The organism is Sediminibacterium salmoneum NBRC 103935, assembly GCF_000511175.1.
GTDB lineage: Bacteria > Bacteroidota > Bacteroidia > Chitinophagales > Chitinophagaceae > Sediminibacterium > Sediminibacterium salmoneum.
The window spans coordinates 3,068,765-3,091,330 of sequence record NZ_KI866530.1 but is presented as its reverse complement, the minus strand read 5'-3'; the positions used below and the strand labels follow the sequence as shown (position 1 = coordinate 3,091,330).

The 22,566-nt window shown below is 41.6% G+C and carries 19 protein-coding genes and 1 pseudogene; 10 read left to right on the top strand and 10 right to left on the bottom strand.

Annotation, left to right across the window (positions count from 1 at the left end; genetic code table 11):
* Positions 1-54 precede the first annotated feature (54 nt).
* Complete coding sequence (gene metG / locus P767_RS0114330; protein WP_026765082.1) at positions 55-2,211, top strand: methionine--tRNA ligase; 2,157 nt, start codon at positions 55-57, stop codon at positions 2,209-2,211.
* Here metG and P767_RS0114325 read toward each other — a convergent pair.
* Positions 2,186-3,079 carry a DUF4349 domain-containing protein gene (locus P767_RS0114325; RefSeq protein WP_026765081.1) on the bottom strand — a complete coding sequence of 298 codons (894 nt, stop codon included), beginning with the start codon at positions 3,077-3,079 and terminating at the stop codon, positions 2,186-2,188. The genes metG and P767_RS0114325 overlap by 26 nt on opposite strands.
* Before the next feature lie 97 nt (positions 3,080-3,176).
* Between P767_RS0114325 and P767_RS17795 the strand changes: the two genes are divergently transcribed.
* Positions 3,177-4,427, top strand: coding sequence for a tetratricopeptide repeat protein (locus tag P767_RS17795; protein ID WP_157611553.1), 1,251 nt, complete (start codon positions 3,177-3,179; stop codon positions 4,425-4,427).
* Between the two features lies 1 nt (position 4,428).
* Here the strand turns inward: P767_RS17795 and P767_RS0114315 are convergent, their stop codons facing one another.
* The 4 genes from P767_RS0114315 to P767_RS0114295 form a co-directional block, all read right to left on the bottom strand.
* Positions 4,429-5,091, bottom strand: a complete 663-nt coding sequence (locus tag P767_RS0114315) for a gluconate 2-dehydrogenase subunit 3 family protein (protein WP_026765080.1) — start codon at positions 5,089-5,091, stop codon at positions 4,429-4,431.
* A gap of 1 nt (position 5,092) precedes the next feature.
* The gene (locus tag P767_RS0114310) at positions 5,093-6,835 is read right to left on the bottom strand and encodes a GMC oxidoreductase (RefSeq protein ID WP_026765079.1); all 1,743 of its coding nucleotides are present in this window, start codon (positions 6,833-6,835) and stop codon (positions 5,093-5,095) included.
* Positions 6,836-6,920: 85 nt separating this feature from the next.
* Entirely contained in the window at positions 6,921-7,559 is a 639-nt protein-coding gene (locus P767_RS0114305) for a VCBS repeat-containing protein (RefSeq protein ID WP_026765078.1), read from the bottom strand.
* A gap of 211 nt (positions 7,560-7,770) precedes the next feature.
* A complete protein-coding gene (locus P767_RS0114295) occupies positions 7,771-11,142 on the bottom strand; it encodes a vitamin B12-dependent ribonucleotide reductase (RefSeq protein WP_026765077.1) in 3,372 nt (1,123 codons plus the stop codon).
* Between the two features lie 344 nt (positions 11,143-11,486).
* Between P767_RS0114295 and P767_RS0114290 the strand changes: the two genes are divergently transcribed.
* The 8 genes and pseudogenes from P767_RS0114290 (at position 11,487) to P767_RS0114255 (ending at position 18,973) form a co-directional block, all read left to right on the top strand.
* Positions 11,487-12,248, top strand: a complete 762-nt coding sequence (locus P767_RS0114290) for a phosphoglycerol geranylgeranyltransferase (RefSeq protein WP_026765076.1) — start codon at positions 11,487-11,489, stop codon at positions 12,246-12,248.
* Between the two features lie 6 nt (positions 12,249-12,254).
* Positions 12,255-12,862, top strand: a pseudogene (locus tag P767_RS17245) (alpha-ketoglutarate-dependent dioxygenase AlkB family protein).
* Positions 12,859-14,109, top strand: a complete 1,251-nt coding sequence (locus P767_RS0114280; RefSeq protein WP_026765075.1) for an NRAMP family divalent metal transporter — start codon at positions 12,859-12,861, stop codon at positions 14,107-14,109. Before P767_RS17245 ends, P767_RS0114280 begins: the two are co-directional and overlap by 4 nt.
* A gap of 50 nt (positions 14,110-14,159) precedes the next feature.
* Positions 14,160-15,113: a proline iminopeptidase-family hydrolase gene (locus P767_RS0114275; RefSeq protein WP_026765074.1), complete on the top strand. Its 954-nt coding sequence runs from the start codon at positions 14,160-14,162 to the stop codon at positions 15,111-15,113.
* Positions 15,110-15,940, top strand: coding sequence for a universal stress protein (locus tag P767_RS0114270; RefSeq protein ID WP_026765073.1), 831 nt, complete (start codon positions 15,110-15,112; stop codon positions 15,938-15,940). Before P767_RS0114275 ends, P767_RS0114270 begins: the two co-directional genes overlap by 4 nt.
* Before the next feature lie 7 nt (positions 15,941-15,947).
* Complete coding sequence (locus P767_RS0114265; protein ID WP_026765072.1) at positions 15,948-17,084, top strand: DmpA family aminopeptidase; 1,137 nt, start codon at positions 15,948-15,950, stop codon at positions 17,082-17,084.
* A complete protein-coding gene (locus tag P767_RS0114260; protein WP_026765071.1) occupies positions 17,081-17,914 on the top strand; it encodes an aminotransferase class IV in 834 nt (277 codons plus the stop codon). The genes P767_RS0114265 and P767_RS0114260 overlap by 4 nt, the downstream gene beginning before the upstream one ends.
* A gap of 3 nt (positions 17,915-17,917) precedes the next feature.
* Positions 17,918-18,973: a proline iminopeptidase-family hydrolase gene (locus P767_RS0114255; RefSeq protein ID WP_026765070.1), complete on the top strand. Its 1,056-nt coding sequence runs from the start codon at positions 17,918-17,920 to the stop codon at positions 18,971-18,973.
* Here the strand turns inward: P767_RS0114255 and P767_RS0114250 are convergent.
* The 5 genes from P767_RS0114250 to P767_RS0114230 are packed head-to-tail and all read right to left on the bottom strand — an operon-like array spanning position 18,970 to position 22,472.
* On the bottom strand, positions 18,970-19,545 hold the full coding sequence (locus tag P767_RS0114250) for a class I SAM-dependent methyltransferase (RefSeq protein ID WP_026765069.1): 576 nt from the start codon (positions 19,543-19,545) through the stop codon (positions 18,970-18,972). The two genes, P767_RS0114255 and P767_RS0114250, sit on opposite strands and share 4 nt — an antisense overlap.
* A 41-nt stretch (positions 19,546-19,586) precedes the next feature.
* Positions 19,587-20,246 carry a hypothetical protein gene (locus P767_RS0114245; RefSeq protein ID WP_037351920.1) on the bottom strand — a complete coding sequence of 220 codons (660 nt, stop codon included), beginning with the start codon at positions 20,244-20,246 and terminating at the stop codon, positions 19,587-19,589.
* Complete coding sequence (locus P767_RS0114240) at positions 20,246-21,076, bottom strand: ABC transporter permease (RefSeq protein ID WP_026765067.1); 831 nt, start codon at positions 21,074-21,076, stop codon at positions 20,246-20,248. Before P767_RS0114240 ends, P767_RS0114245 begins: the two co-directional genes overlap by 1 nt.
* Positions 21,064-21,930, bottom strand: coding sequence for an ABC transporter ATP-binding protein (locus P767_RS0114235; protein WP_026765066.1), 867 nt, complete (start codon positions 21,928-21,930; stop codon positions 21,064-21,066). The genes P767_RS0114240 and P767_RS0114235 overlap by 13 nt, the downstream gene beginning before the upstream one ends.
* Entirely contained in the window at positions 21,927-22,472 is a 546-nt protein-coding gene (locus tag P767_RS0114230; protein WP_026765065.1) for a hypothetical protein, read from the bottom strand. Before P767_RS0114230 ends, P767_RS0114235 begins: the two co-directional genes overlap by 4 nt.
* Positions 22,473-22,566 lie beyond the last annotated feature (94 nt).

Below are 22,566 nucleotides of genomic sequence, written 5' to 3'. Positions count from 1 at the left end.
TTCCAAATAAACTTGCATTTAGTACCTTTGCCCACTGCAAAAGCAGGATAGAACATGAAGCAACCGAAGCGATATTTAATTACAGCCGCCCTTCCCTATGCGAACGGGCTGAAACATATTGGACACTTAGCCGGGGCTTATTTGCCCGCAGATATCTATGTACGTTATTTAAGGGCCCAGAAAAGAGATGTGGTTTTTGTGTGCGGCAGCGACGAACACGGAACAGCCATTCCCATCCAGGCTACCAAGGAAGGTACCACGGCACAGGCCATCATAGACAAGTATCATCCCATTATTGAACAGAATTTTAAAGACCTGGGTATCTCTTTTGATATTTATCACCGCACCAGTTCTCCCATTCATCACGAGACAGCCAGTGAATTCTTTACTGCGCTAAACAGCAAGGGCGATTTAATTACAAAGGAATCAGAACAATATTACGATGAACAGGCACAGAGCTTTCTGGCCGACCGATACATTAAAGGAACCTGTCCCAATTGCGGCTTTACTGCCGCATACGGAGATCAGTGCGAAAGCTGTGGCAAGAGTTTAAGCCCGGATGAACTGATTAATCCGGTGAGCACCCTAAGTGGCAATGCCCCTGTTAAAAAGACTACCAAACACTGGTACCTGCCTTTAGACAGACACGAAGATTTTTTACGTAAATGGATTCTGGAAGAACATGCCAATGACTGGCGTTCTACCGTTGTTGGCCAGTGCAAGAGCTGGATTGATGGCGGCTTACAACCCAGGGCGGTTACCCGCGATCTGGATTGGGGCGTTGCTTTACCCGCTGATGTGGAAGGCAGTGCAGGGAAAGTGTTGTATGTATGGTTTGATGCGCCCATCGGCTATATAAGTGCCACCAAGCAATGGGCATTGAATGCAGGCAAAGACTGGAAACCTTACTGGGAAGACAAAGAGACCAAACTGATTCATTTTATTGGCAAGGACAATATTGTTTTTCACTGTATCATTTTCCCGGTGATGCTACAATTGCACGGAAATATTTTACCGGACAACGTTCCTGCAAATGAGTTCATGAATCTGGAAGGGGACAAAATGAGTACCAGCAGAAACTGGAAACTCGAAATGGAAGATTATATCAACGATTTTATTAAGCCAGAGAACGGGGGATCACAACTGGCCGATACCTTACGCTACTATTTAACTGCCATAGCACCCGAAAGCAAGGACAGTGAATTTACCTGGAAGGGTTTTCAGGATGCCAACAACAGTGAGCTGGTTAGCATCTTCGGCAATTTCATTAATCGTGCATTGGTATTGATGCACAAACTATGTAAAGGAAAAGTACCCCCGTTGCATGCAGAAGTAATGGATGAGTTGGATCATGCTACCATTGCAGAAATTAAACAGACCAAAGAAAAAGTAGAGAAACTGCTGGAAGACTATAAATTCAGAGATGCCCAATTCGAAGTGATTAACCTTGCGAGAATAGGGAATCAGTACATGCAGAAAAAAGAGCCCTGGATTATTGCGAAACAACTGGAAGCCAATCCGGAAGCGCAAAAGCTGATTGACAACTGTCTGCATATCTGTTTACAGCTTACGGCAAACCTGGCGATTCTGATCAACCCATTCCTTCCCTTTACTGCCAAGAAGATCTGCTATTTACTAAAAGTAGTAGACAAAATACTGGATTGGGAAAACGCAGGCAGCATGAAATTGCTGAGTGTAGGTTATAGTTTAAGAGCACCGGAATTGTTGTTCAGAAAAATTGAAGACGAAGAAATAAGCAAACAGATTGAGAAATTAAAAGCAGCAGCCGTGAACAAAGAAAGCATTGCACCATCTAACAATAATAATCAGCCTGCTTCTGCATCAGCCACCACAGGTGAAACTGCATCACAATCTCACGTAAAGCCCGAAATTGTATTCGACGATTTTGCAAAGATTGATTTGAAAGTAGGCACAATCGTAGCTGCAGAAAAAGTAGAGAAAGCGGATAAGCTATTGAAACTACAGGTAGACCTTGGTTTTGAAACCCGCACGATTGTTTCTGGTATTGCCATGCATTTTTCTCCGGAAGATATTGTTGGCAAGCAGGTAACGGTAGTTTGCAATTTAGCTCCCAGAAAAATGCGCGGCATTGAAAGCAATGGCATGATTCTGATGGCTGAGGACGCCAATGGCAAATTACATTTTGTGAATCCGGAAGACAAGATTAATCCGGGTAGCGGGGTGAGTTAGTTCCCTTTCTGAATTTTCGATACAGGAACCACACAACAAGACCCGCAAGAATCAATGACCATGACTGGATTAGGATTAGAAACAGCCATTCAATCAGCTGCCATCCTTTTATAAAGGCGGTGAGGATTTTGCGACCAAAGCCCGGTTGATACTCCATCGCTTTTTCTTCATTGGCTATCACCGTTTGTTTCACCAGTGATCTTTGCGAAAACACAAGTGATATATCACTGTAGCGGATACGATCGCTTAGCGAAAGGTTGTCTACTTTGGCCCGGTCTGCTTCTTCCTGTTGATAGGCACTTAGATCTGCTGATTCCTTTTTGTTTTTTCTTGCCCCACCTACCGCTCTTCGAATGGTCATATGATTACTCAATACTTCAAACGAAACATCATCCAATTGAACAATCTGATTGTCAATAAAATTGGCAAGTGGCAATATGCTGGAGAGTACCGTATCAAAACGAACGGTTGGTACACGGATCTTCATATTGTTCTGCACGGTATACCTAATAAATTCCAGGGATGAATCTCTGCTCAATTCCGTTTCAGCCATTTGATTAATCTGGCTACTCAATTTGCTGTATATAACAAACCCTCCGGCTTTTTGAACAATCTCTTTGATGTCTTCTGTTGCTTCTCTTACATTGTCCACCTTGAATTCAAGTTCTGAACTGCGGATGAATTTTCTATCTGTAAAACTTCCATTTGATAAGGCAGTCATCTGCTTATCTACTGAATCTGCAGATGCCACTTCACTGGCATCTGCGGCATTGCCTTTTTCTTCGGAACCGCTACCCACGCGCTGATTGCAGGCAACTGATAACAGTAAATAAAAACAAATCAGAAGCAAAAAAGAAAGGATACGCATAACAAAGAATATTAACCCTAAAATAATGTTCCGTACAAATAACTGAATACCGTTGAGACGGTATTTGGGGTTAAAAAATATACAAGACTTTTATTGCATGATTACAAGAACCCTTCTCGCCACTTGTCTTTTATTCGCAGCCAGTATGCTGCATGCGCAGAAAAAAGCCTCCATCAAACCTGTTCTTCAAAAAGACGCGCGCAATAAAGTAAGCTTCGCCTGCAATTTTTTTGGTAATTCAACCCACTACGAACCTGTACCCGCCGCTGAAGTATCAGATGAAAATGCGGAGAAATGGATGAATGAACTGATTACGAAAATAACCGCTGTTGTAGGTTTACGCAACCGCTTCAGACTGGTGGCTCTTCAGAACTTTAACAACTGTGCTGCCGTTTGTTTTAATAATGAAACCGGACAGGAAAGATTCATTCAATTTGACAGACAGTTCCTGGAAAACTTTCAAAAGCGAACCAATAATAAATGGTTTGTAACAGGCGTATTGGCGCATGAACTGGGCCATCACTTTAATGGTCACTCGCTGGATGGAATTGGCAGCAGACCCGATAAGGAAATTGAAGCGGATGAGTTTGCCGGATTTATTTTACAAAAGCTGGGAGCAAAAGAAACCGAAGCCGAATCTATCTTTAGTTTCTTAAACGAAACCGATGGACCTCCCACCCATCCCATTAAATCCAAAAGATATGCTGCCGTTTCCAGGGGATGGAACAGTGCGGCAGGAAACAATATCTGGGTTTCTCTTTTGTTAGAAAACGATGCAGATAAAAAAGAGATTGCTTATGAAGCGTTGATGAATGCAAGAAACAACAGCAACCCAACTTTACAGTTGGAGCTTATAGACAAAGCCTTAAAGAAAGTACCTGCCTATGCAGAAGCCATTAGCGAAAAAGGCCTGGTTTATTTACAACTGAACCAATTTGCCTTGGCAGCTAAATATTGTGAAGAGGCGTTGATACTGGAACCTTATATCGGAATTCTCCGCTTAAATCTGGCCAAAGTAATGATGGCTTTGAATAATAATGACAGTGCGCTGAGTCTGGTACAGGATGCCATTTACTTAAGGCCGGTATTTCCTGAAGCATACCACCAGCGGGCAATGATATTTCTGAATAAAAATAATTTTGTACAGACAGCAAATGATTGCGCTATTGCGTTGCTGATGAGTCCGGATAATCTGGCAACCAAAGCAGATATACTCATTACCAAGGGAATGGCTCATACAGAATTAAAACAAGCAGAATTGGCTTCTGCTTGTTTTACTGAGGCTAAAAAATTAGACCCTTATAACAGTAGGTTGGCTAAATATCTTTCGGAAAAGAAAAAAGAGTAAGCTAGGCTTTATCGAAGCTTACGCATTCCTTCAATTCTTTTTCAGTGTAAGCCATATTGTATTGCTTCAATACATCATCTGGCACACCATTCCATTGATTCGGTGCATTACCCACATACCCGAGATCCTTAACCCCCATTTCTGTGGTGTAGAATCCGGTGGTTACCAAATCCCTTATGCTGTTAAAAAAGGCAACACCCTGCGCCAGTTCCTTGGGTGCTTTGTTAGGATAAGCAATGGAATCTACCACGGTTAATTGCTGTGCAGCAGATAGGTTTACAAAAGCCTTTTCATATAATTTATAGCAATGTAAATCTAACCAACGCAATCCGCCTCTGAGTGGGGTTTGGTGAGAAGGCATGTCTTTTACAATGAATTCAATGAACTCAGGAACTTTGGCTTCACTGGCACTACCACTCACTTCGTCTTTTGGAATAATAATATCTCCCAAAACCGTGATGGTTGCCATTTCATGTTCGGTGAAGAACTTAGGCTCTTTCTCTATTTTAGCCAGATAGGCTTTTTCTTCCTGCATGCGATCTGCTAAAGCAGCGTCTGCAGAACTGGCTATATTTTTTTTATCGGCACTGGTGCAGGCTTCCACCAAAACACCGGCACCAACGGTGCCAATCATCAGTGCTTTAATCGATTTTCTCCTGTCCATATTATAAGTTTTGTTTTTTCATTTCATCAATAATGTATTCACTCGCGCGCATACTCAATGCCAGAATGGTCCAGGTAATATTCTTATCGGCCTGAGACACAAACTGAGAACCGTCCACACAGAACAAGGTTTTACAATCGTGTGCCTGACTCCACTTGTTCAGGGCAGATGTTTTTTTATCGTTCCCCATTCTTACAGTACCCGCTTCGTGAATAATATTTCCCGGATTAGACAAGCCATAATTATTGGATGCATCGTCATCGGCTCCCCAGGTAATCACAGCACCCATATTGTGCATGATTTCCTTAAAGGTTTCCTTCATATGCTTGGCCTGTTTTATTTCATAATCAGAATGTCGGGTATTGAAACGCAAAACCGGGATGCCCCATTTATCTACTACCGTAGGATCTATTTCGCAGTAGTTGTTGATATCGGGCACCGACTCTCCTCTTCCTGCCATACCCACACCCGCTCCGTAGAAAAAGCGAACGTCTTCTTTTAAGGAAGCACCATATCCACCGGCTTCCTTGGTTTTACCATTCACCTGGTACTTGCCATTCAGTCCCTGCATGCCCATACCAAATCCATAAGCCGGCTGACTCATACCACCCCAGTATTCAATATGGTAACCTCTTGGGAAATCCAGTTTCTTATTGTCTAACCACCAGGGGGTATACACGTGCATACCACCAACACCGTCTTCGTTGTAACGCTTTCTGCCAAAGAGTTCCGGCAGAACACCGCCCATGGCCGCACCCGTAGAATCGTGCAGGTATTTACCTACTACATTGCTTTCATTGGCCAATCCATTCGGATGTCTTTTTGATTTTGAGTTCAACAACAAACGAGCGGTTTCACAAGTACTGGCAGCCAGAATAACTACGCGGCCATTTACCTGGTATTCCTGACTGTCTATTTTGTTTACATAAGAAATTCCGGTAGCCAGCCCTTCTGCATTCGTAATTACTTCACGGGCCATGGCCTGGGTAATTACATCAACGTTTCCGGTTTTTAATGCTGGCTTCACCAACACAGAACCGGAAGAAAAATCACCATACACTTTACAACTTCTGTTACACTGTGCACAAAAGAAGCAGGCACCTCGTTCTTCGTTAATTTTTTTGGTAAGAATGGATAAGCGGGAAGGAATTACCGGAATACCAATTCCGGTTGCCGCTTTCTTAATCATCAGTTCGTGCAATCGGGGTTTGGGTGGCGGTAAAAAAATTCCATCCGGATCATTCTCCAATCCCTCATTACTTCCAAATACACCAATTAGTTTATCAATCTTATCGTAGTAAGGTTTTACGTCTTCGTAACCAATGGGCCAGTCTTCACCAAGGCCATCAATGCTTTTTCTTTTAAAATCTTTGGGACCAAAACGCAGAGAAATTCTTCCCCAGTGATTGGTACGTCCACCCATCATACGGGCTCTCCACCACTCGAACTTCTGACTGCCCGGCGCCTGCGTATAAGGCTCTCCATCAATTTCCCAACCCCAGTAACAGCCATCAAAATCACCAAAAGGTCTGAACTTGGTACTGGCCCCTCTTCTGGGGGATTCCCATGGATTTTTTAATTGAGAAGAGTTGACTGCCGGATCATAATCTTCTCCTGCTTCCAGCAAACAAACTTTTAATCCGGCCTTAGACAAAGTATAGGCAGCCATTCCACCACCTGCACCTGAACCAACAATAACTACATCGTATTGTTTCGGTTGTTTTTTAATTTGAAAATCTCCCATATAGCGTTTTTAAACTTGGTCGTTAGAACTATGAATGTAATAATTTTAATGGTATCGGAACTGAGTTTTTGATGAATGCATTCACTTATCTAACAAAGTATTCTGTAGGAAAAGACCGAAGGGTAGATTGCCTTATATCTTCCGGTATTTCTTTGGCAACTACCTTATTGGATCTGTTGTCTACTTTCGTCCAAAAAGGGTAACCAAAATCCTTGGAAACCATTACCAGCGAACCGTTGATCCAGTTGTATACATTATAGACCCAGTAGTTATGACCTTTGTAATTGGTAGTGGTACAGCCCAATATTTCTGCAATACCATCTTTATTGAAATCGTATTCCTTTTCTGCAGAAAAATCTACAAAGCTGAACACGCGGTATTTATTTTGCTGACTCATTAAAAAGACTTTGTAATTCAGCAATGCAGCTGAGCCGTTCCCTCCTGTATAGATGCGGAACTTAATATCAGGGATTCCGTCTGCGTTAAAATCGGCAATTTCTGCTAAAGGTAAAATATGACGAAACCAAAAGGGGACCTGCAGTTTTTGTACCACTTTATTTTGCTGATACAGAATAATCTGCGAAGCTTCTGTGGTTCTTTCTAATTCCAGCAACTGAATTTGATCTACCACCATTCCTTTAATACCCTTCACCTGAATCTGAAGTAATTTATTTTCTATAGTGGTATCAATAAGCTGAGTAATTTTTGCTTTTTGATAAATCAATGGTTTATGGGTGGCAAAAAAGAAAGAGGGATTCTCTTTTTTTGTTGTCCATAAACAGAAAGGGTAAGAAAAATAATCCCGAAAATGAGACAGATTTTTTTCATAAAGAAATGATTGCTACAATTTAAACAATGCTGTTGCTTATGCAAAAAAAATCTCCTCCGGAGCAAGTCCAAAGGAGATATTAGGGCAGGGATTAACTGCTATCGAATTAACTGCAACCCATGCTGGTACCGCAGTTCAAACACTTGTAACAGGTTCCGCTTCTGATGGTTAAATGACCGCAGGTACTACAAGCAGGCGCATCGCTCTGCATGCTCTTGGCGGCTGCATTTACTGCATCCATTCCACTATTACCTGCAGCTGCTGTTGTGGTAGCTGCTCTTTGTAATTTAGGAGAAGCAGGTCCTTCTGCAGGGCTTGCATTCGGAGAGGGAGCAGTTACTCTTACACTACTCAACTCAGGCTTTCCCAAAAAAGTAGCATCTCCCTCCTCTCCTGTATTACCTACAGTGGGTCTGTCCAGCACATGAACCAAATCGGTTCTGTTCAGGTATTCATAGCCCAATGCACGGAATACAAAGTCTACCAACGAAGTAGTGGTTTTGATATTCGGATGGTCTACCATACCAGCTGGTTCAAAGCGGGTAAACACAAACTTATCTACAAACTCTTCCAACGGAACACCATATTGTAAACCTACAGATACGGCAATGGCAAAGCAGTTCATTAAGCTGCGAAGGGTAGAACCTTCTTTTGCCAGATCAATGAAAATTTCTCCCAATGTACCATCGCTGTACTCACCGGTTCTTAAGAAAACAACCTGACCGCCAATCTTGGCTTTCTGTGTAAATCCTCTTCTTTTGGCTGGCAAGGATTTTCTTTCTACGATTCTGGACAATGCACGCTTTAACTCCGTATCGGTAGAAGCAGTCATTCGCTTGGTTACTTCTTCCAATAATTCATCTACGGTTAGCTGACCCAGATCAACAATGGTGGATGCTTCAGCCACTGTAGTTTCTTCTGCAGCAGCTTCTGTAGAGGTATCTTCTGTTTTCTTTTTCTTCTCGCTCTTGTTGCTTAAGGGCTGGCTTAGTTTAGAACCATCACGGTATAAAGCATTTGCCTTAAGACCCAACTGCCAGCTAAGCATATAGCAATCAGCAATTTCTTCTACCGTTGCTTCATGAGGAAGGTTAATGGTTTTGGAAATAGCACCGCTTAAGAATGGCTGACAAGCGGCCATCATTCTGATATGTCCGTAAGCATGAATATATCTTTCTCCTTTCTTACCACATTTATTGGCACAATCAAACACAGGCAGATGAGCATCTTTTAAATAAGGAGCCCCTTCTATTGTCATGGTACCACATACATAATCGTTGGCTGCTTCAATTTCATCTTCTGTAAAGCCTAATGCTTCCAGCAAATTAAAGCTCCAGTCTTCGTATTGTGCAGGACTAAAGCCCAGACGCTGCATACATTCATCACCCAAAGTGAATCGGTTAAAGATGAACGCAATTTCAAAAGCAGATCTGGCTGCTCCGTTTAATTTTTCTATTTCAGCTGCAGTAAATCCTTTGGCTGCCAAACTTGCATTGTTAATGAAAGGTGCATTTTCAAAGCTGGCTGAACCAACTGCATATTGTTCAATGGCTTTTGCTTCCGCATCATTGTACCCTAAGTTCTTCAAGGCCTGAGGAACAGACTGGTTGATGATTTTGAAATATCCACCACCGCTTAGTTTTTTGAATTTCACCAAAGCAAAATCCGGTTCAACACCTGTAGTATCGCAATCCATTACCAGACCAATGGTACCGGTTGGTGCAATCACAGTTGTCTGAGCATTGCGGTAGCCGTATTTTTCTCCTAACTGAACTGCATCGTCCCATGCACGGGTAGCTGCTTTCAGCATATAATCAGGACAATACTGCGCCTTAATACCCTGAGGTTTAATTTCAATACCTACATAAGCTTCTGTTGCATCGTAAGCAGCAGCACGGTGGTTGCGCATAACGCGTAACATATCTTCCTTGTTCTCTTCATACTTATCAAATGTGCCAAGGAAGGAAGCCATTTCCGCAGATGTTTTATAAGCAACCCCGGTCATGATGGCCGAGATAGCACCTGCAATGCCTCTTGCTTCTTCGCTATCGTAAGCAATACCACTTACCATTAGCATAGAACCCAGGTTGGCAAAGCCAAGTCCCAGTGTTCTGTAGTCGTAAGACAATTGCGCCACTTCTTTAGAAGGGAACTGTGCCATCAATACAGAAATCTCCAATACAGTGGTCCACAAACGGGTTGTGTATTCAAATCCTTCTACATCAAAAATATTGGTATCATCATCGTGGAACTTACGCAGGTTGATGGAAGCCAAGTTACATGCGGTATTGTCTAAGAACATGTATTCTGAACAAGGATTGGAAGCATTGATGCGACCACCTTTTGGACAGGTATGCCATTCGTTGATAGTGGTATCGTATTGTGTACCTGGATCTGCACAACGCCATGCTGCATAAGCAATTTTATCCCAAACTTCTCTGGAAGGAATTTTCTTCATAACTCTGCCATCGGTTCTGGCTTTCAATTCCCAGTCTCTTCCTTCTTCCAAAGCATGGAAAAATTCATTGGGGATTCTAACAGAATTGTTAGAGTTCTGGCCAGACACGGTTGCATATGCTTCTCCTTCGTATCCATTATCGTAACCGGCAGCTACCAGGGCAGCTACTTTCTTCTCTTCTTCTACTTTCCAGTTGATGAATTCCATGATTTCCGGATGATCTAAATCCAGACAAACCATTTTAGCTGCACGACGGGTTGTTCCTCCGCTCTTAATTGCACCTGCAGCACGGTCACCAATTTTCAGGAAGCTCATTAAACCACTGGAAGTACCACCACCGCTTAATTTTTCACCACTTCCACGAATCTGAGAGAAATTGGTACCCACACCTGAACCATATTTGAAAATTCTGGCTTCACGGGTCCACAAGTCCATGATACCACCTTCGTTCACCAAATCATCGCTTACACTTAATATAAAACATGCATGCGGCTGAGGGCGTTCGTATGCGTTGGTTGATTTCTTTAATTTACCATCTTTCGGATCCACAAAATAGTGACCCTGCGGCTTACCGGTAATGCCATACACTTCGTGTAGACCGGTATTGAACCACTGGGGTGAATTGGGAACACATGCCTGATTCAGAATACTGTATGCCAATTCATCATAAAATACCTGTGCATCTTTTTCACTGGCAAAATAACCATAGCGCTCACCCCATACTCTCCAGCAATGGGCCATTCTATGTGCTACCTGCTTCACACTGGTTTCTCTTCCTAAAGAACCATCGGGTTGTGGCACACCTGCTTTCCTGAAATATTTCTGAGCAAGAATATCTGTAGCAATCTGGCTCCATTGTTTGGGAACCTCTACATTATTCATTTCAAAAACTTTTTCACCGTTTGGATTCTTGATTACGCTGTCGCGGTAATCGTATTCAAACATATCATAAGGACTTACACCTTCTTTGGTGAAGCGGCGGCTGAATTGCAAGCCTTTGGGAGTGCGTGGATTAGGCATATCGAAATTGTGGTTTAAGATGTATTTAACAGTTTTCCCAAAACCGTGTTAAATCGGTCGGTTGACGAAAATATCCTTCCATTTTCAAAATCCAATAGTGGAAATATGCACAGCTTGTGGATAAGGAAGGTGGATAATTTCAGAGCTCAAATCCACATTGAATTTCCCTGATTATACACAGGTGTCAATAAGATTTTTAGGTAATATTGCAGAAATGAAAGGTTGATGTTTTTAGCCCAAAAAGTTAAACAATCCTGCATTTACCTCCCCCCGACATTGGCAACCGCATTTAAAATGCTTTAAACGAAAACTTTTCTGCATTTTTGTACCACCATCCTATAAGAATGAAGCAAAACATTTATCATCAATTCATTACCAAAAAAAGTTCGGGGAAAAAATCCTTTGCCGTACTGATTGACCCTGATAAGGTGAATGCCAAAAGCATTGCGGAATTGGTAAAATTGTCGATTGAAGCGAAAGTGGATTATTTCTTTGTGGGCGGCAGTCTGGTCATTTCTCATCACTTGGATGAATGTATCCAGCAAATAAAAGCCGCCTGTTCCATACCTGTCATCTTATTCCCGGGCTCTCCTTCCCAGGTAAGCAAATACGCAGACGCATTGTTGTACCTGTCTTTGATTTCCGGAAGAAATCCCGAATTACTAATTGGACAACATGTAATTTCTGCACCCTTCGTTAAAAAATCCGGTCTGGAAATTATGCCAACCGGGTATATGGTAATTGACGGAGGTGCACCCACAACGGTTAGTTATATCTCCAATGCCTCTCCTATTCCTGCTGACAAAAGCGAAATAGCCATGTGTACAGCCATGGCAGGCGAAATGCTGGGCATGAAACTGATATACATGGATGCAGGTAGCGGAGCCAGAAGACCCATTACCGAACATATGATTGAAAAAGTGGCCCAGCATATTGATGTACCACTGATTATCGGAGGAGGTATTGTTGATCCTGAGAAAGCATACCTGAACTGTAAAGCGGGTGCCGATATCATTGTGGTTGGCAATGCAATAGAAAAAGATTTCTCCCTGATTTCCGAAATCAGTGCTGCCATTCATTCTGTTGCCAATGTTAATGCAGGTTAATTAACCATGTTGAGCCTTTTCCCCATTGCAAATGAACCACAACAACTATTACCTTTTGATGGTCTGGCCATTTATTATGGTAGTGTTTTTTCATCCATAGAAATACAGGATTTCAAGAAACAGCTTTTAGAAGAAATTGCTTGGGAGAACGACCAGATCCGCATGTTCGGCAAAGAGATTATTACCAAAAGAAAAGTGGCCTGGTATGGAGACCAGCCTTTTTTATACCGATATTCCAACAGCACAAAAACAGCTTTGCCATTTAACGGCACACTGAATCTTATTCGACAATCCATTGAATCCATTTCCGGAGAAAGCTACAATTCCTGTTTACTGAATTTGTATCATAACGGTGAAGAATCCATGGGCTGGCATAGCGATAATGAAAAGGAATTAAAGAAAAACGGAGCCATTGCTTCTGTTAGTTTTGGAGCAGCAAGAAAGTTTTGTTTTAAACACAGAAAGACCCAGGAAAAAAAGAAATACTGCTCGAAAACGGAAGCCTGCTGGTGATGAAGGGCTCTATACAGGAAAACTGGCTGCATCAGTTGCCCCCGTCCAAAAAAATAAAGGAGAACAGAATCAATTTAACTTTCCGAACCATTGTATCATGAAGTCATCCCCCAATATGTTTCAAAAATTCTGGAAGAACCTGGGGCCGGGGCTGGTTACCGGATCCAGCGATGATGATCCCTCTGGCATTGCTACTTATTCTCAGGCAGGGGCACAATTTGGACTGGGAACACTCTGGGCGGCTTTATTAACTTTCCCTATGATGGCTGCTGTTCAGGAAATGTGTGGCCGGATTGGTCTGGTTACCCGGAAGGGACTCACGGGAACCTTGAAAGATCACTATCCCAAACCTGTTTTGTATGGCGTAGTCATGTTGAGTTTTCCTGCTATCATTTTAAATATTGGAGCCAATATTGCGGGTATGGGCGCCGTAGGAAATTTATTGTTCCCATCCATCGATGCCAATTTTTTCAGTGCCGGTTTTACCATGATGCTGCTGATTTTAATTATTTATCTGCCCTATGAAAAAATTGCTTCTGTTTTAAAATACCTCTGCCTGGTGCTGTTGTTTTATATCATTGTTCCCTTCCTGTACAAACAGGATATCAAAGCAATACTAAAGAGTACTTTTTTACCCGATATTCAATTGAATAAGGAATACCTGGCCGTGCTGGTAGCCATTCTGGGTACTACTATTTCTCCATATTTGTTTTTCTGGCAAGCCACGATGTCTATTGAAGATTTAAAACACCGGAAACAAAAACTGGTGGTAAACAAGAAAGTGATTGCAGCCATGAAACAGGATATTGATACCGGTATGCTGTTTTCGAATATTGTGATGTACTTTATTATTTTAACCACGGGTACGGTTCTATTCAATGCAGGCATTCATCAGATAGACACTGTTGAAGATGCGGCCAAAGCACTGAAACCATTGGCCGGAGAGGCTGCTTATATTTTGTTTGCCCTGGGTATTATTGGAACCGGATTCCTGGCCATCCCCGTACTGAGTGGTGCCCTTTCTTATATGATAACAGAAATATTCAACTGGGAAAACGGACTGGATAAAAAATTTCATGAAGCCAAGGCTTTCTATACCATCATCACCCTTTCACTTATTCTGGGTCTTGGTATAAATTACTTAGGCATATCTCCTATAAACGCGCTTATTTATGCTGCCATTTTATATGGCTTAACAGCCCCTGTATTAATTGCCGTGATTCTGCATATTTCGAACAATAAAAAAATCATGGGACGATATAAAAACGGGCTATGGAGTAATGTATTTGGCGTGCTGGCCCTGGTGCTTATGTTGTTGGCTTCCATTGGCTTATTCCACTTTCAATAATTTTAAATTGCTGTATCTTTAAACAGAGGGAAGCTAATTGCCCTGACATTATGTTTTTAAAGACAATGCATCTAACTGTTGTTTTAACCCTTCTCTGTTTCAGCAGTTTTTCACAGCTGAAAGAAGAGGAAGGTTATGTTCCGGTTACAGGCGGAAAAATCTGGTACCGTGTTATGGGAAAAGGCAAAGGACTGCCACTCCTGTTAACTCATGGAGGTCCCGGAGGAACCAGTCGTTCTTTTTATCAATTTGTATCAATGGGAAAAGACCGACCCATTATTTTGTTTGATCAACTGGGCAGCGGAAGATCAGGATACCATACCGATACCAGCTTATTGAAAGTTCCTTTTTTTGTTGAGCAGGTAAAAGCATTGATAGATCATTTATCACTGGATTCGTTTTACCTACACGGTCATTCCTGGGGTACAGCACTGGCCCTTGAATATTATTTAAAATACCCCAAAGGCATCAAGGCAATTATATTTAACAGCCCGTATTTCAGCACAGAGGTCTGGAAAAAAGATGCAGATACTTTAATCAGCAGTCTGCCTTTATCTATTCAGAAAGCTATTGCAGAAGGAGAAAGAACCCGTGACTTCAATGCCGAAGCTTACCAAAATGCCAATACCGTTTTTGCGAAAAATTTTGGTGTTCGCAATACCAGACTAACCAGTCCTTGGGATACGGCAACTGCACCCAGCAATGGTTTTATTTATAATTATATGTGGGGGCCAACTGAGTTTACGGCAACCGGCACTTTAAAAAACTATGACCGTATCAGAAGTTTATCTTCTATAACTGTACCTACACTTTTTATTACCGGCGAATACGATGAAGCCCGGCCTGCAACGGTTGCAAGATTGAGCAAACTGGTAAAGCAAAGTCAGTTTGGAATAATAAAAGGTGCAGGACATGGAACCATGCACGACAACCGGGCCGAGAACATTCGTTTTATTGAATCATTTTTACAATCTTTAGAAAAAACCAATCCAAGAACAAAATGAAAATTTTAGTACCCACCGATTTTTCAGACAATTCCAAAGCTGCACTGTATTTTGCAGCCAGTCTGGCAAAGCAGATTCCCAACACCGCCGTTGTATTTTATTCTGCAGTTGCCTTAATGCAACCAGACACCTGGAATCTTTCCTTCTACCAGGAATATGAAAAAGAAGAGAAAAAAAGATTGACACAGTCACTGGAAAAATGGGTGAAATCTACCTTAGGAAGTCAGTTAAAAAATATGTCTTCCTGCAAATACCAGATTGATTTTGTGACAGGAACCGAACAGGCCATTATACAGGCTTCTCTGAAAAACAAATGCCAATTTATCTGCATTGCCACCAATGGTGCCAGCGTATTAAGAAAGCTGATGGGCACACACACGGCTTATCTGGTGAATCATTCCAGTATACCTGTACTGGCCATTCCTTCCAAATACAAAGCAAGTCCTTTGCAAAGCATTCTCTATGTTTCCGACTTTGAAAACCTGAACAATGAATTAAAAAAACTGAGCTCCATCACCAGCGCATTAAAAGCCAATATAAAAGTATTGCACTATGCCAGAATGGGAGTTAATCATCCGGAAACAAAAAAGAAAGCAGCTTTATTAGCACAGGAAAAGTATCAACATATAACACCTGTTATCCTTCCAACCCATCTTGAATCTTCTTTGATAGAACGGCTTACTAAGTTTATTAAAAAAGAAAAGCCCGGATTGGTTGTACTGTTCACCAAACAGAAGAAAGGATTTTTCGAAAGATTATTCCTTCCCAGTAAATCTGCTGAATTAACCTATTCTACCAAGGTCCCTACTTTGATTTTTCCCAAATAAAGCAGACATGAAAACAGGGTTTATTGTTATGCTGTCGATGGGCTTGCTGGGTAACAGGCAGGAATTGGTTGCGCAGGAAAAGCAAAGACCCAGGGATATGGGGATTGTAATTGGTGTTTTACCTACCGGCCAATACAATAGCATCATTGATGTTAAGGGTGTGGCTGTTGGTCATACCACACTTGTAAAAGCAGACTCCGTAAGAACAGGCGTAACAGCAATTCTGCCACATACCGGCAATCTCTTTAAGCGCAAAGTTCCAGCAGCCATTTATACTGGTAATGGATTTGGAAAGTTGGCGGGAAGCACGCAGGTAAACGAATTGGGAAATCTGGAAACACCCATAATTTTAACCAATACCTTAAGTGTACCGAATGCCATGAATGCATTAATCAGCTATACCCTTAGCTTGCCAGGCAATGAAAGAGTAAGTTCTGTAAATGCAGTAGTGGGTGAAACCAATGATGGCTATTTAAATGATATCAGGGGTAGACATGTACAGGAAGAACATATTTTATCTGCCATTAAAAATGCAAATTCCAATACCCTGGAAGAAGGCTCCATTGGTGCCGGCACTGGAACTGTATGCTTTGGTTTTAAAGGGGGGATTGGAACTGCCTCCAGAAAACTCCCCGCGAAACTGGGCGGATACACGGTTGGGGTAATGGTACAATCTAATTTTGGAGGCGTACTCAGTATTGATGGCATTCCCGTTGGTGAGCATTTACAGAAATTCAGTTTCAGGAATGAACTGTTGAATAATGTGGATGGATCCTGCATGATGGTGCTTGCTACAGATGCCCCGCTGGATCACAGGAACCTCATGCGACTGGCCAAAAGAGCTATGTTGGGATTGGGAAAAACAGGAGGTATTGCTTCGAATGGTAGCGGAGATTATGTGATTGCTTTTTCTACTGCTGCTGAGAATCAGATTCCGCATCAGCCTGCTACTGCAACACAAACCTTTCTGAATCTGCACAACGACAACACTTCCCAGTTATTTATGGCGGCCATTGAAGCTACTGAGGAAGCCATCATTAATTCATTGTGGATGGCCAATACAACCATCGGTATAAAAGGGAACAAGGCAGAACGCATACCGGTTGAAAAATTATTGCCCCTATTAACAACAGAAAAAAAATGACCAAGTTGTTTGTATTTATAAATAATGAATTGCTACCTGCTGAGGAAGCAAAACTTTCTGTTACCGACCTTGCCATTCAAAGAGGGTATGGGATTTTCGATTTTCTGGTAGTAGTGAAGGGGAGTCCTATTTTTTTAGACGACCACCTGAATCGTTTTTATCATTCTGCTGCCGCCATGCACCTTCCGGTAGCCCTGAACAAAAATGAATTAACCAGGGCTATTCATCTTTTAATAGAGAAAAACCAGCTATTGAATGCAGGCATACGAATCACCCTAACAGGTGGCGATTCTCCGGATGGGTACAGTATGGGAATTCCGAATTTAATCATTACACAAAATCCATTTCAGTATACCTACACTTCACCTCTGAAAGGCATCCGTTTAATTACGCACGAACACCAGCGACAATTGCCGCATATTAAAACCATTGATTACGCAAAAGCCATTTATTTACAACCCACCATTAAGGCTGCTGGGGCTGATGATGTATTGTACCATAACGCAGGAATAATTACCGAATGCCCCCGTTCTAATTTTTTTATTGTAAACAACAAACAGGAAGTAATTACACCTGACAAACAGGTATTGGCCGGTGTAACCAGAGCAAAAATATTATTGAATACCCAGTTTGTAGTAAAGCAAGGGCCCATTGATTTTGAAGACCTGGCGAATGCGAAAGAAGCTTTTGTTACCAGTTCTACCAAGAATGTATTACCCGTGGTTTCAATAAACGGGAGGCCCATCGGAGAGGGCGTTCCGGGTGTTGTTACCCAACAATTACTCCAGTGGATGATTCAGAAAAAAGGTATTTCATTAACCAATTCATAAAATATGAAAAGACTGTTTACGCTATTCACATTGGCAGCACTAAGTTTCCTTAGCAGCTGCAAACAAGACCTTGCAACAGCAACTGCCGGCAATGATTATTTCAAACCCCATTCAACAGGTCTTCAGAATGGAAATATTCAGATGATTCCCATTCAAACACCCAAAGGAAGTTTCAATGTCTGGACAAAAAGAATCGGGAATAATCCCAAAATGAAAATCCTTTTAGTAAACGGAGGACCTGGAGCCACCCATGAATACTTTGAATGTTTTGAAAACTTTCTTCCTGCTGAAGGAATTGAAATTATTTATTACGATCAACTAGGCTGTGGCAACTCGCAGAATCCGAAAGACAGCAGCTTTTTCGATTTAGCCAGGTATGTAGATGAAGTGGAACAGGTAAGAAAAGCCTTGCAACTGAATAAAGATAATTTTTACTTACTGGGACATAGCTGGGGAGGCATTCTTGCCATGGAATACGCACTCAAATACCAGAACAATTTAAAAGGTGTAATTATTTCGAATATGATGAGTGATGCAGTTGAATATGGTAAATATGCCGATGAAGTATTGGCCAAACAAATGGATCCGGCTATACTGAATGAAGTTAGAGCACTGGAAGCCAAAAAAGAGTACAGCAATCCTAAATACATGGAACTGTTGCAATCTCATTTTTATACCCAGCATGTGTTAAGACTGCCATTGAATGAGTGGCCGGAACCAGTGAACCGTTCTTTTGCCAAAATGAATCAGGACCTGTATGTAACCATGCAGGGGCCCAGCGAATTTGGCATTGCCGGCAAGCTGGCTACCTGGTCTGTAAAAAATCAACTGAATCAAATTAAAGTACCTACCCTGGTGGTGGGTGCAGCACATGACACCATGGATCCCAATCATATGAAATGGATGGCAGAAACATTACCCAATGGCACTTATCTGTTTTGCCCGAATGGTAGTCATATGAGTATGTACGACGATCAGGAAACCTATTTTAAAGGGTTGATTCATTTTATGAAAGGAGTTAATAAAGGAGAAACTAAAAACATTGTACCGCAATCCTAAAGTTTAATCCAGAACTTCAGGTCTTCATTGGTACCAGTGCCCACCACTTCATAACTGGTGGGCATTTCATTTTCTGTACTATGAAAAGTGGCAATGCGTGTACCGGCAGGCATTTTTTTTAAGGCCTTGTACAAATTGCGATTATACCTGTGAAACAACTCATTGGAAATGGGAACCGAGTCATCAATCAGATCACTTAGCTCCAGGTGTTCATAAAAGGAGTTATAAAAATAAAAATGATGGTAAGCCGAAAAATCAATGGTACTGAAATTTCCTTCAAAGAAATGGGTATTCATGATACCCAACTGACTTGCTAGTTGGGTGGCGATGGTATTCAGGGCAACCCGGTGTTCAACTCCCGCAAAAAAAGCTTTGGGATAATAATGGGCTCCTGTTAAACAAAATTTTCCAACGCCACTTCCTATATCAAGTATACGGGGGGAGTCTCCTACTGCCAGAAATTGAGCTGCTTCCTTGGCAACTGACAAGGGAGTCCAGTGACGACTGGCCAGCTGCGCAATATGGGCAGGATACAGGGAATCGAAAGCCGCATCCGAACGAAAGGGATCCATTCAGCAAAGTTCGCAAATTAAAACGGGGTAATGCAGATAATTTACAAGAGGGTTTTGATTTGGTAATTACTCATGGTTAAATAAATGGCGCCGGTTTTGGATCCGGCGGCACGCATTTTTTTTCTGTCTATATCGGTATCCTTGCCCATGAAATTAATGGGTATCCTGATTTTCTCAATTTCAAAATTAACGGTCACTTTATCTGGTAATACCTTCTGATCCTGATTGTACTGGAAATGCACTGTATAAGAACCGTCTTTCTTGGTATTGATTTCTGAAGCTACCAACCTTCTGAGCCGGGTATCCATCCAGACGGTGGCTATAGAAAAATCAGCCCGTTTATCGGTCGGAATAATATTGATCACTTTACAATTTTTACCATCCTGCATTTCCATTCCCCTATCCACGGTAATGAAATCGTATTCCAGCAAACTATTCAGGGAAAAGTCCAGCCCCCTTTTGGGGAGCATCACAAAATCACCTGAAGAAAATTTTACTTTCTGTCCCTTGGTATACATCATCTGTGCCTTCTTTACCGGCATATTGATGAAAGAAATATCCACCGACAAAGTCAATTGGGTGGTAAAGGATTGAATAGAATCGAGCCGGCTCTTCAATTTTAATAAATCAGGATCTACCGGTTGCGCAAAAACATTACCCAGTAATACCTGAGAAAACAGCATTAAAAATAATTTTCTCATTATCCAATATCTTTTCGATGAAACCAATAAATACCTGCGCCCATAAACAACAAACTATAGCCAATGGACAATAAACTATTGAAATGAATTTGTTCCCAGTTAATCTGGTAATAAAAAAAATACTGCCAGGTATCATTCAACTTGGCAAAGAACAATGCATTGAACCAATTGTCTCCAAAATCAACCTTCAGCAGAATATTCGATAAGATCAGAAAAAAGGCAGATACTATCCAAGTTTTTGCCGCCTCCTTAAAAAGGATGGCAATGGTTAAACTCGCAACCGAAAAAAAGACCATGGACAATGCCCCTGAAACGAATGACCATCTTAAACGATAATAAGCATCTGATGCATCAAAGAAATTCAATCCATTCAGATATACTACCAAGTCGCCCTTTCCGAAGAAAAAATAGGAAAGACCAAATGAACTGAGGGCCAATGCCAATACAACCAGCAGGGTAAATACAATCGCAACGATGTATTTACTCAAAATAAATTTCCATTTGCTCACAGGTTGCAACATAATGGTCTGCAAAGTGCGGTCTTTGTATTCTGCGGTTAGCATACCGGAAACCACAATCATCAGTATCAATGGCAAATGAAACCAAAGGGTGTTCAGAATCAGGTACACCAGTAAATTTCCATTTAACAGGGTGCCCTCAAAATAAAATCTTTGCTTTAAATTTTCCAGTAACAAATCAATAATATTAGTGCCCTGAAAATAGGCACTGAGTAAGATGATAGCTTCAATGGAAAACAAGGCCCCAATAGCATAATAGGTTTTTCCCTGTCGGAATAGTTTAAATATTTCTGCTTTAATTAAGGCGTACATTCCGTATTGGTTTCAAATAGTTTTTCCATACTCAATTCCGGAGTACAGGACGTAATAAAAATATGCTCCTGGTGCAATTGCTGAATCAATGCCGGCACTTGGGTTGCATCAATGGTAACCATTGCACAATTTCCTTTAAAAACAACCGGATACGATGCAAGACAGGCAGCAGTATGAATGCCCGGTGCACAAATACTAAAGACCAGGGTATTGGCTGCAATTAAATCCTGTGTTGGTCCGCTGTTTACCAACTGGCCGTTTTTCAACACATAGAGTTTATGGCAAAGCTTACTTAACTCTTCAATGATATGCGAGGAAAGGATAATGGCCAGCCTTTCTTTTTCTGCCAGGGTGGCAATTAAATTCCTGAGTGAACTTACTCCCATTGGATCCAGTCCGGTAAAAGGTTCGTCCAGTACCAGACAGGAAGGATTATTCAACAAAGCAATGGCAATGCCCAGCCTTTGTTTCATGCCCATGGAAAAATGGGCAACGGGATCCATTCGGTCTGTGGGCAAACCCACTTTATCTAATTGTACGGCAATCTCTTTTTTCGTCAGTTTCAATCCCTGAATACTCGAAAACAAATGAATATTATCATAAGCATTTAAATATTCGTACAAAGCAGGTTTTTCAATGATTCCACCAATGGGCTTCACTGCGTTCTCCGGTAAAATCACCTTTCCGCTGTCGGGCGTTACCAGACCAAAAAGAATTTTAAATAAGGTAGTCTTGCCGGCACCATTGGCACCCAACAAACCGCATATCTCTCCTGCCCCACAGCTGATACTTACCTTATCCAGTACTTTACGACCCTGGTAGGTTTTGCTTAGATCAATGCCTGCTATACTCATGCCTGCAAAGCTAATTGTTCATAATCGGAATAGTTGAAGCGGGGCTTATAATTCGGTTCCAGAAAAGTTCTGGACCAGAAATGCTTTTTGAATCCAAACCAGGGATCCTTAATCATAAAATAGGGAACATAGTGATACCACTTAACTCCTTTTGCTTTGTGATAGGCTTTTACTTCGTCTTCTATGCCTAATTCCCTGGCAGCTTCCAATGCCGCCATACGTTGACATTTAGAGCCAATATAGGTATCTACAATTCTTCTGTTAAATCCATGCATAAAAAACTGGTCCTTGGCCCTTTTGTAATTCTGATAACGGCTCCAGCCATCTGCCAGCACCAGAAAAATATGAATGAAAGAAAACATAAAACTCCAGGCCCAGAAAAAAATAACCCAGGCTGCTGCAAACTGAATGGCTTCATTCAGTTTAACCCAGTAAAACCAGGATTCAACAATGAATATGAAGAGTGAATAATACAAAAGTCTACCTACGCGCAAATAAGAAACAATGGGATGCGGTTGTTTAGGTAAAAAAGGAATTTGCATAGTATTAAAGTTAACAAACCCCACTATTCAAATCAAATATTTTCTTACTATTTATGCCGATGCTATATGCCTTACCTTCATATGGAAATCCATA

What these genes read in the sequence shown, in the direction of transcription:
- metG (WP_026765082.1), top strand. Translation starts at nt 55, where the DNA reads ATGAAGCAACCGAAGCGATATTTAATTACAGCCGCCCTTCCCTATGCG.
- P767_RS0114325 (WP_026765081.1), bottom strand. Translation starts at nt 3,079, where the DNA reads ATGCGTATCCTTTCTTTTTTGCTTCTGATTTGTTTTTATTTACTGTTA.
- P767_RS17795 (WP_157611553.1), top strand. Translation starts at nt 3,177, where the DNA reads ATGATTACAAGAACCCTTCTCGCCACTTGTCTTTTATTCGCAGCCAGT.
- P767_RS0114315 (WP_026765080.1), bottom strand. Translation starts at nt 5,091, where the DNA reads ATGGACAGGAGAAAATCGATTAAAGCACTGATGATTGGCACCGTTGGT.
- P767_RS0114310 (WP_026765079.1), bottom strand. Translation starts at nt 6,835, where the DNA reads ATGGGAGATTTTCAAATTAAAAAACAACCGAAACAATACGATGTAGTT.
- P767_RS0114295 (WP_026765077.1), bottom strand. Translation starts at nt 11,142, where the DNA reads ATGCCTAATCCACGCACTCCCAAAGGCTTGCAATTCAGCCGCCGCTTC.
- P767_RS0114290 (WP_026765076.1), top strand. Translation starts at nt 11,487, where the DNA reads ATGAAGCAAAACATTTATCATCAATTCATTACCAAAAAAAGTTCGGGG.
- P767_RS0114280 (WP_026765075.1), top strand. Translation starts at nt 12,859, where the DNA reads ATGAAGTCATCCCCCAATATGTTTCAAAAATTCTGGAAGAACCTGGGG.
- P767_RS0114275 (WP_026765074.1), top strand. Translation starts at nt 14,160, where the DNA reads ATGTTTTTAAAGACAATGCATCTAACTGTTGTTTTAACCCTTCTCTGT.
- P767_RS0114270 (WP_026765073.1), top strand. Translation starts at nt 15,110, where the DNA reads ATGAAAATTTTAGTACCCACCGATTTTTCAGACAATTCCAAAGCTGCA.
- P767_RS0114265 (WP_026765072.1), top strand. Translation starts at nt 15,948, where the DNA reads ATGAAAACAGGGTTTATTGTTATGCTGTCGATGGGCTTGCTGGGTAAC.
- P767_RS0114260 (WP_026765071.1), top strand. Translation starts at nt 17,081, where the DNA reads ATGACCAAGTTGTTTGTATTTATAAATAATGAATTGCTACCTGCTGAG.
- P767_RS0114255 (WP_026765070.1), top strand. Translation starts at nt 17,918, where the DNA reads ATGAAAAGACTGTTTACGCTATTCACATTGGCAGCACTAAGTTTCCTT.
- P767_RS0114250 (WP_026765069.1), bottom strand. Translation starts at nt 19,545, where the DNA reads ATGGATCCCTTTCGTTCGGATGCGGCTTTCGATTCCCTGTATCCTGCC.
- P767_RS0114245 (WP_037351920.1), bottom strand. Translation starts at nt 20,246, where the DNA reads ATGAGAAAATTATTTTTAATGCTGTTTTCTCAGGTATTACTGGGTAAT.
- P767_RS0114240 (WP_026765067.1), bottom strand. Translation starts at nt 21,076, where the DNA reads ATGTACGCCTTAATTAAAGCAGAAATATTTAAACTATTCCGACAGGGA.
- P767_RS0114235 (WP_026765066.1), bottom strand. Translation starts at nt 21,930, where the DNA reads ATGAGTATAGCAGGCATTGATCTAAGCAAAACCTACCAGGGTCGTAAA.
- P767_RS0114230 (WP_026765065.1), bottom strand. Translation starts at nt 22,472, where the DNA reads ATGCAAATTCCTTTTTTACCTAAACAACCGCATCCCATTGTTTCTTAT.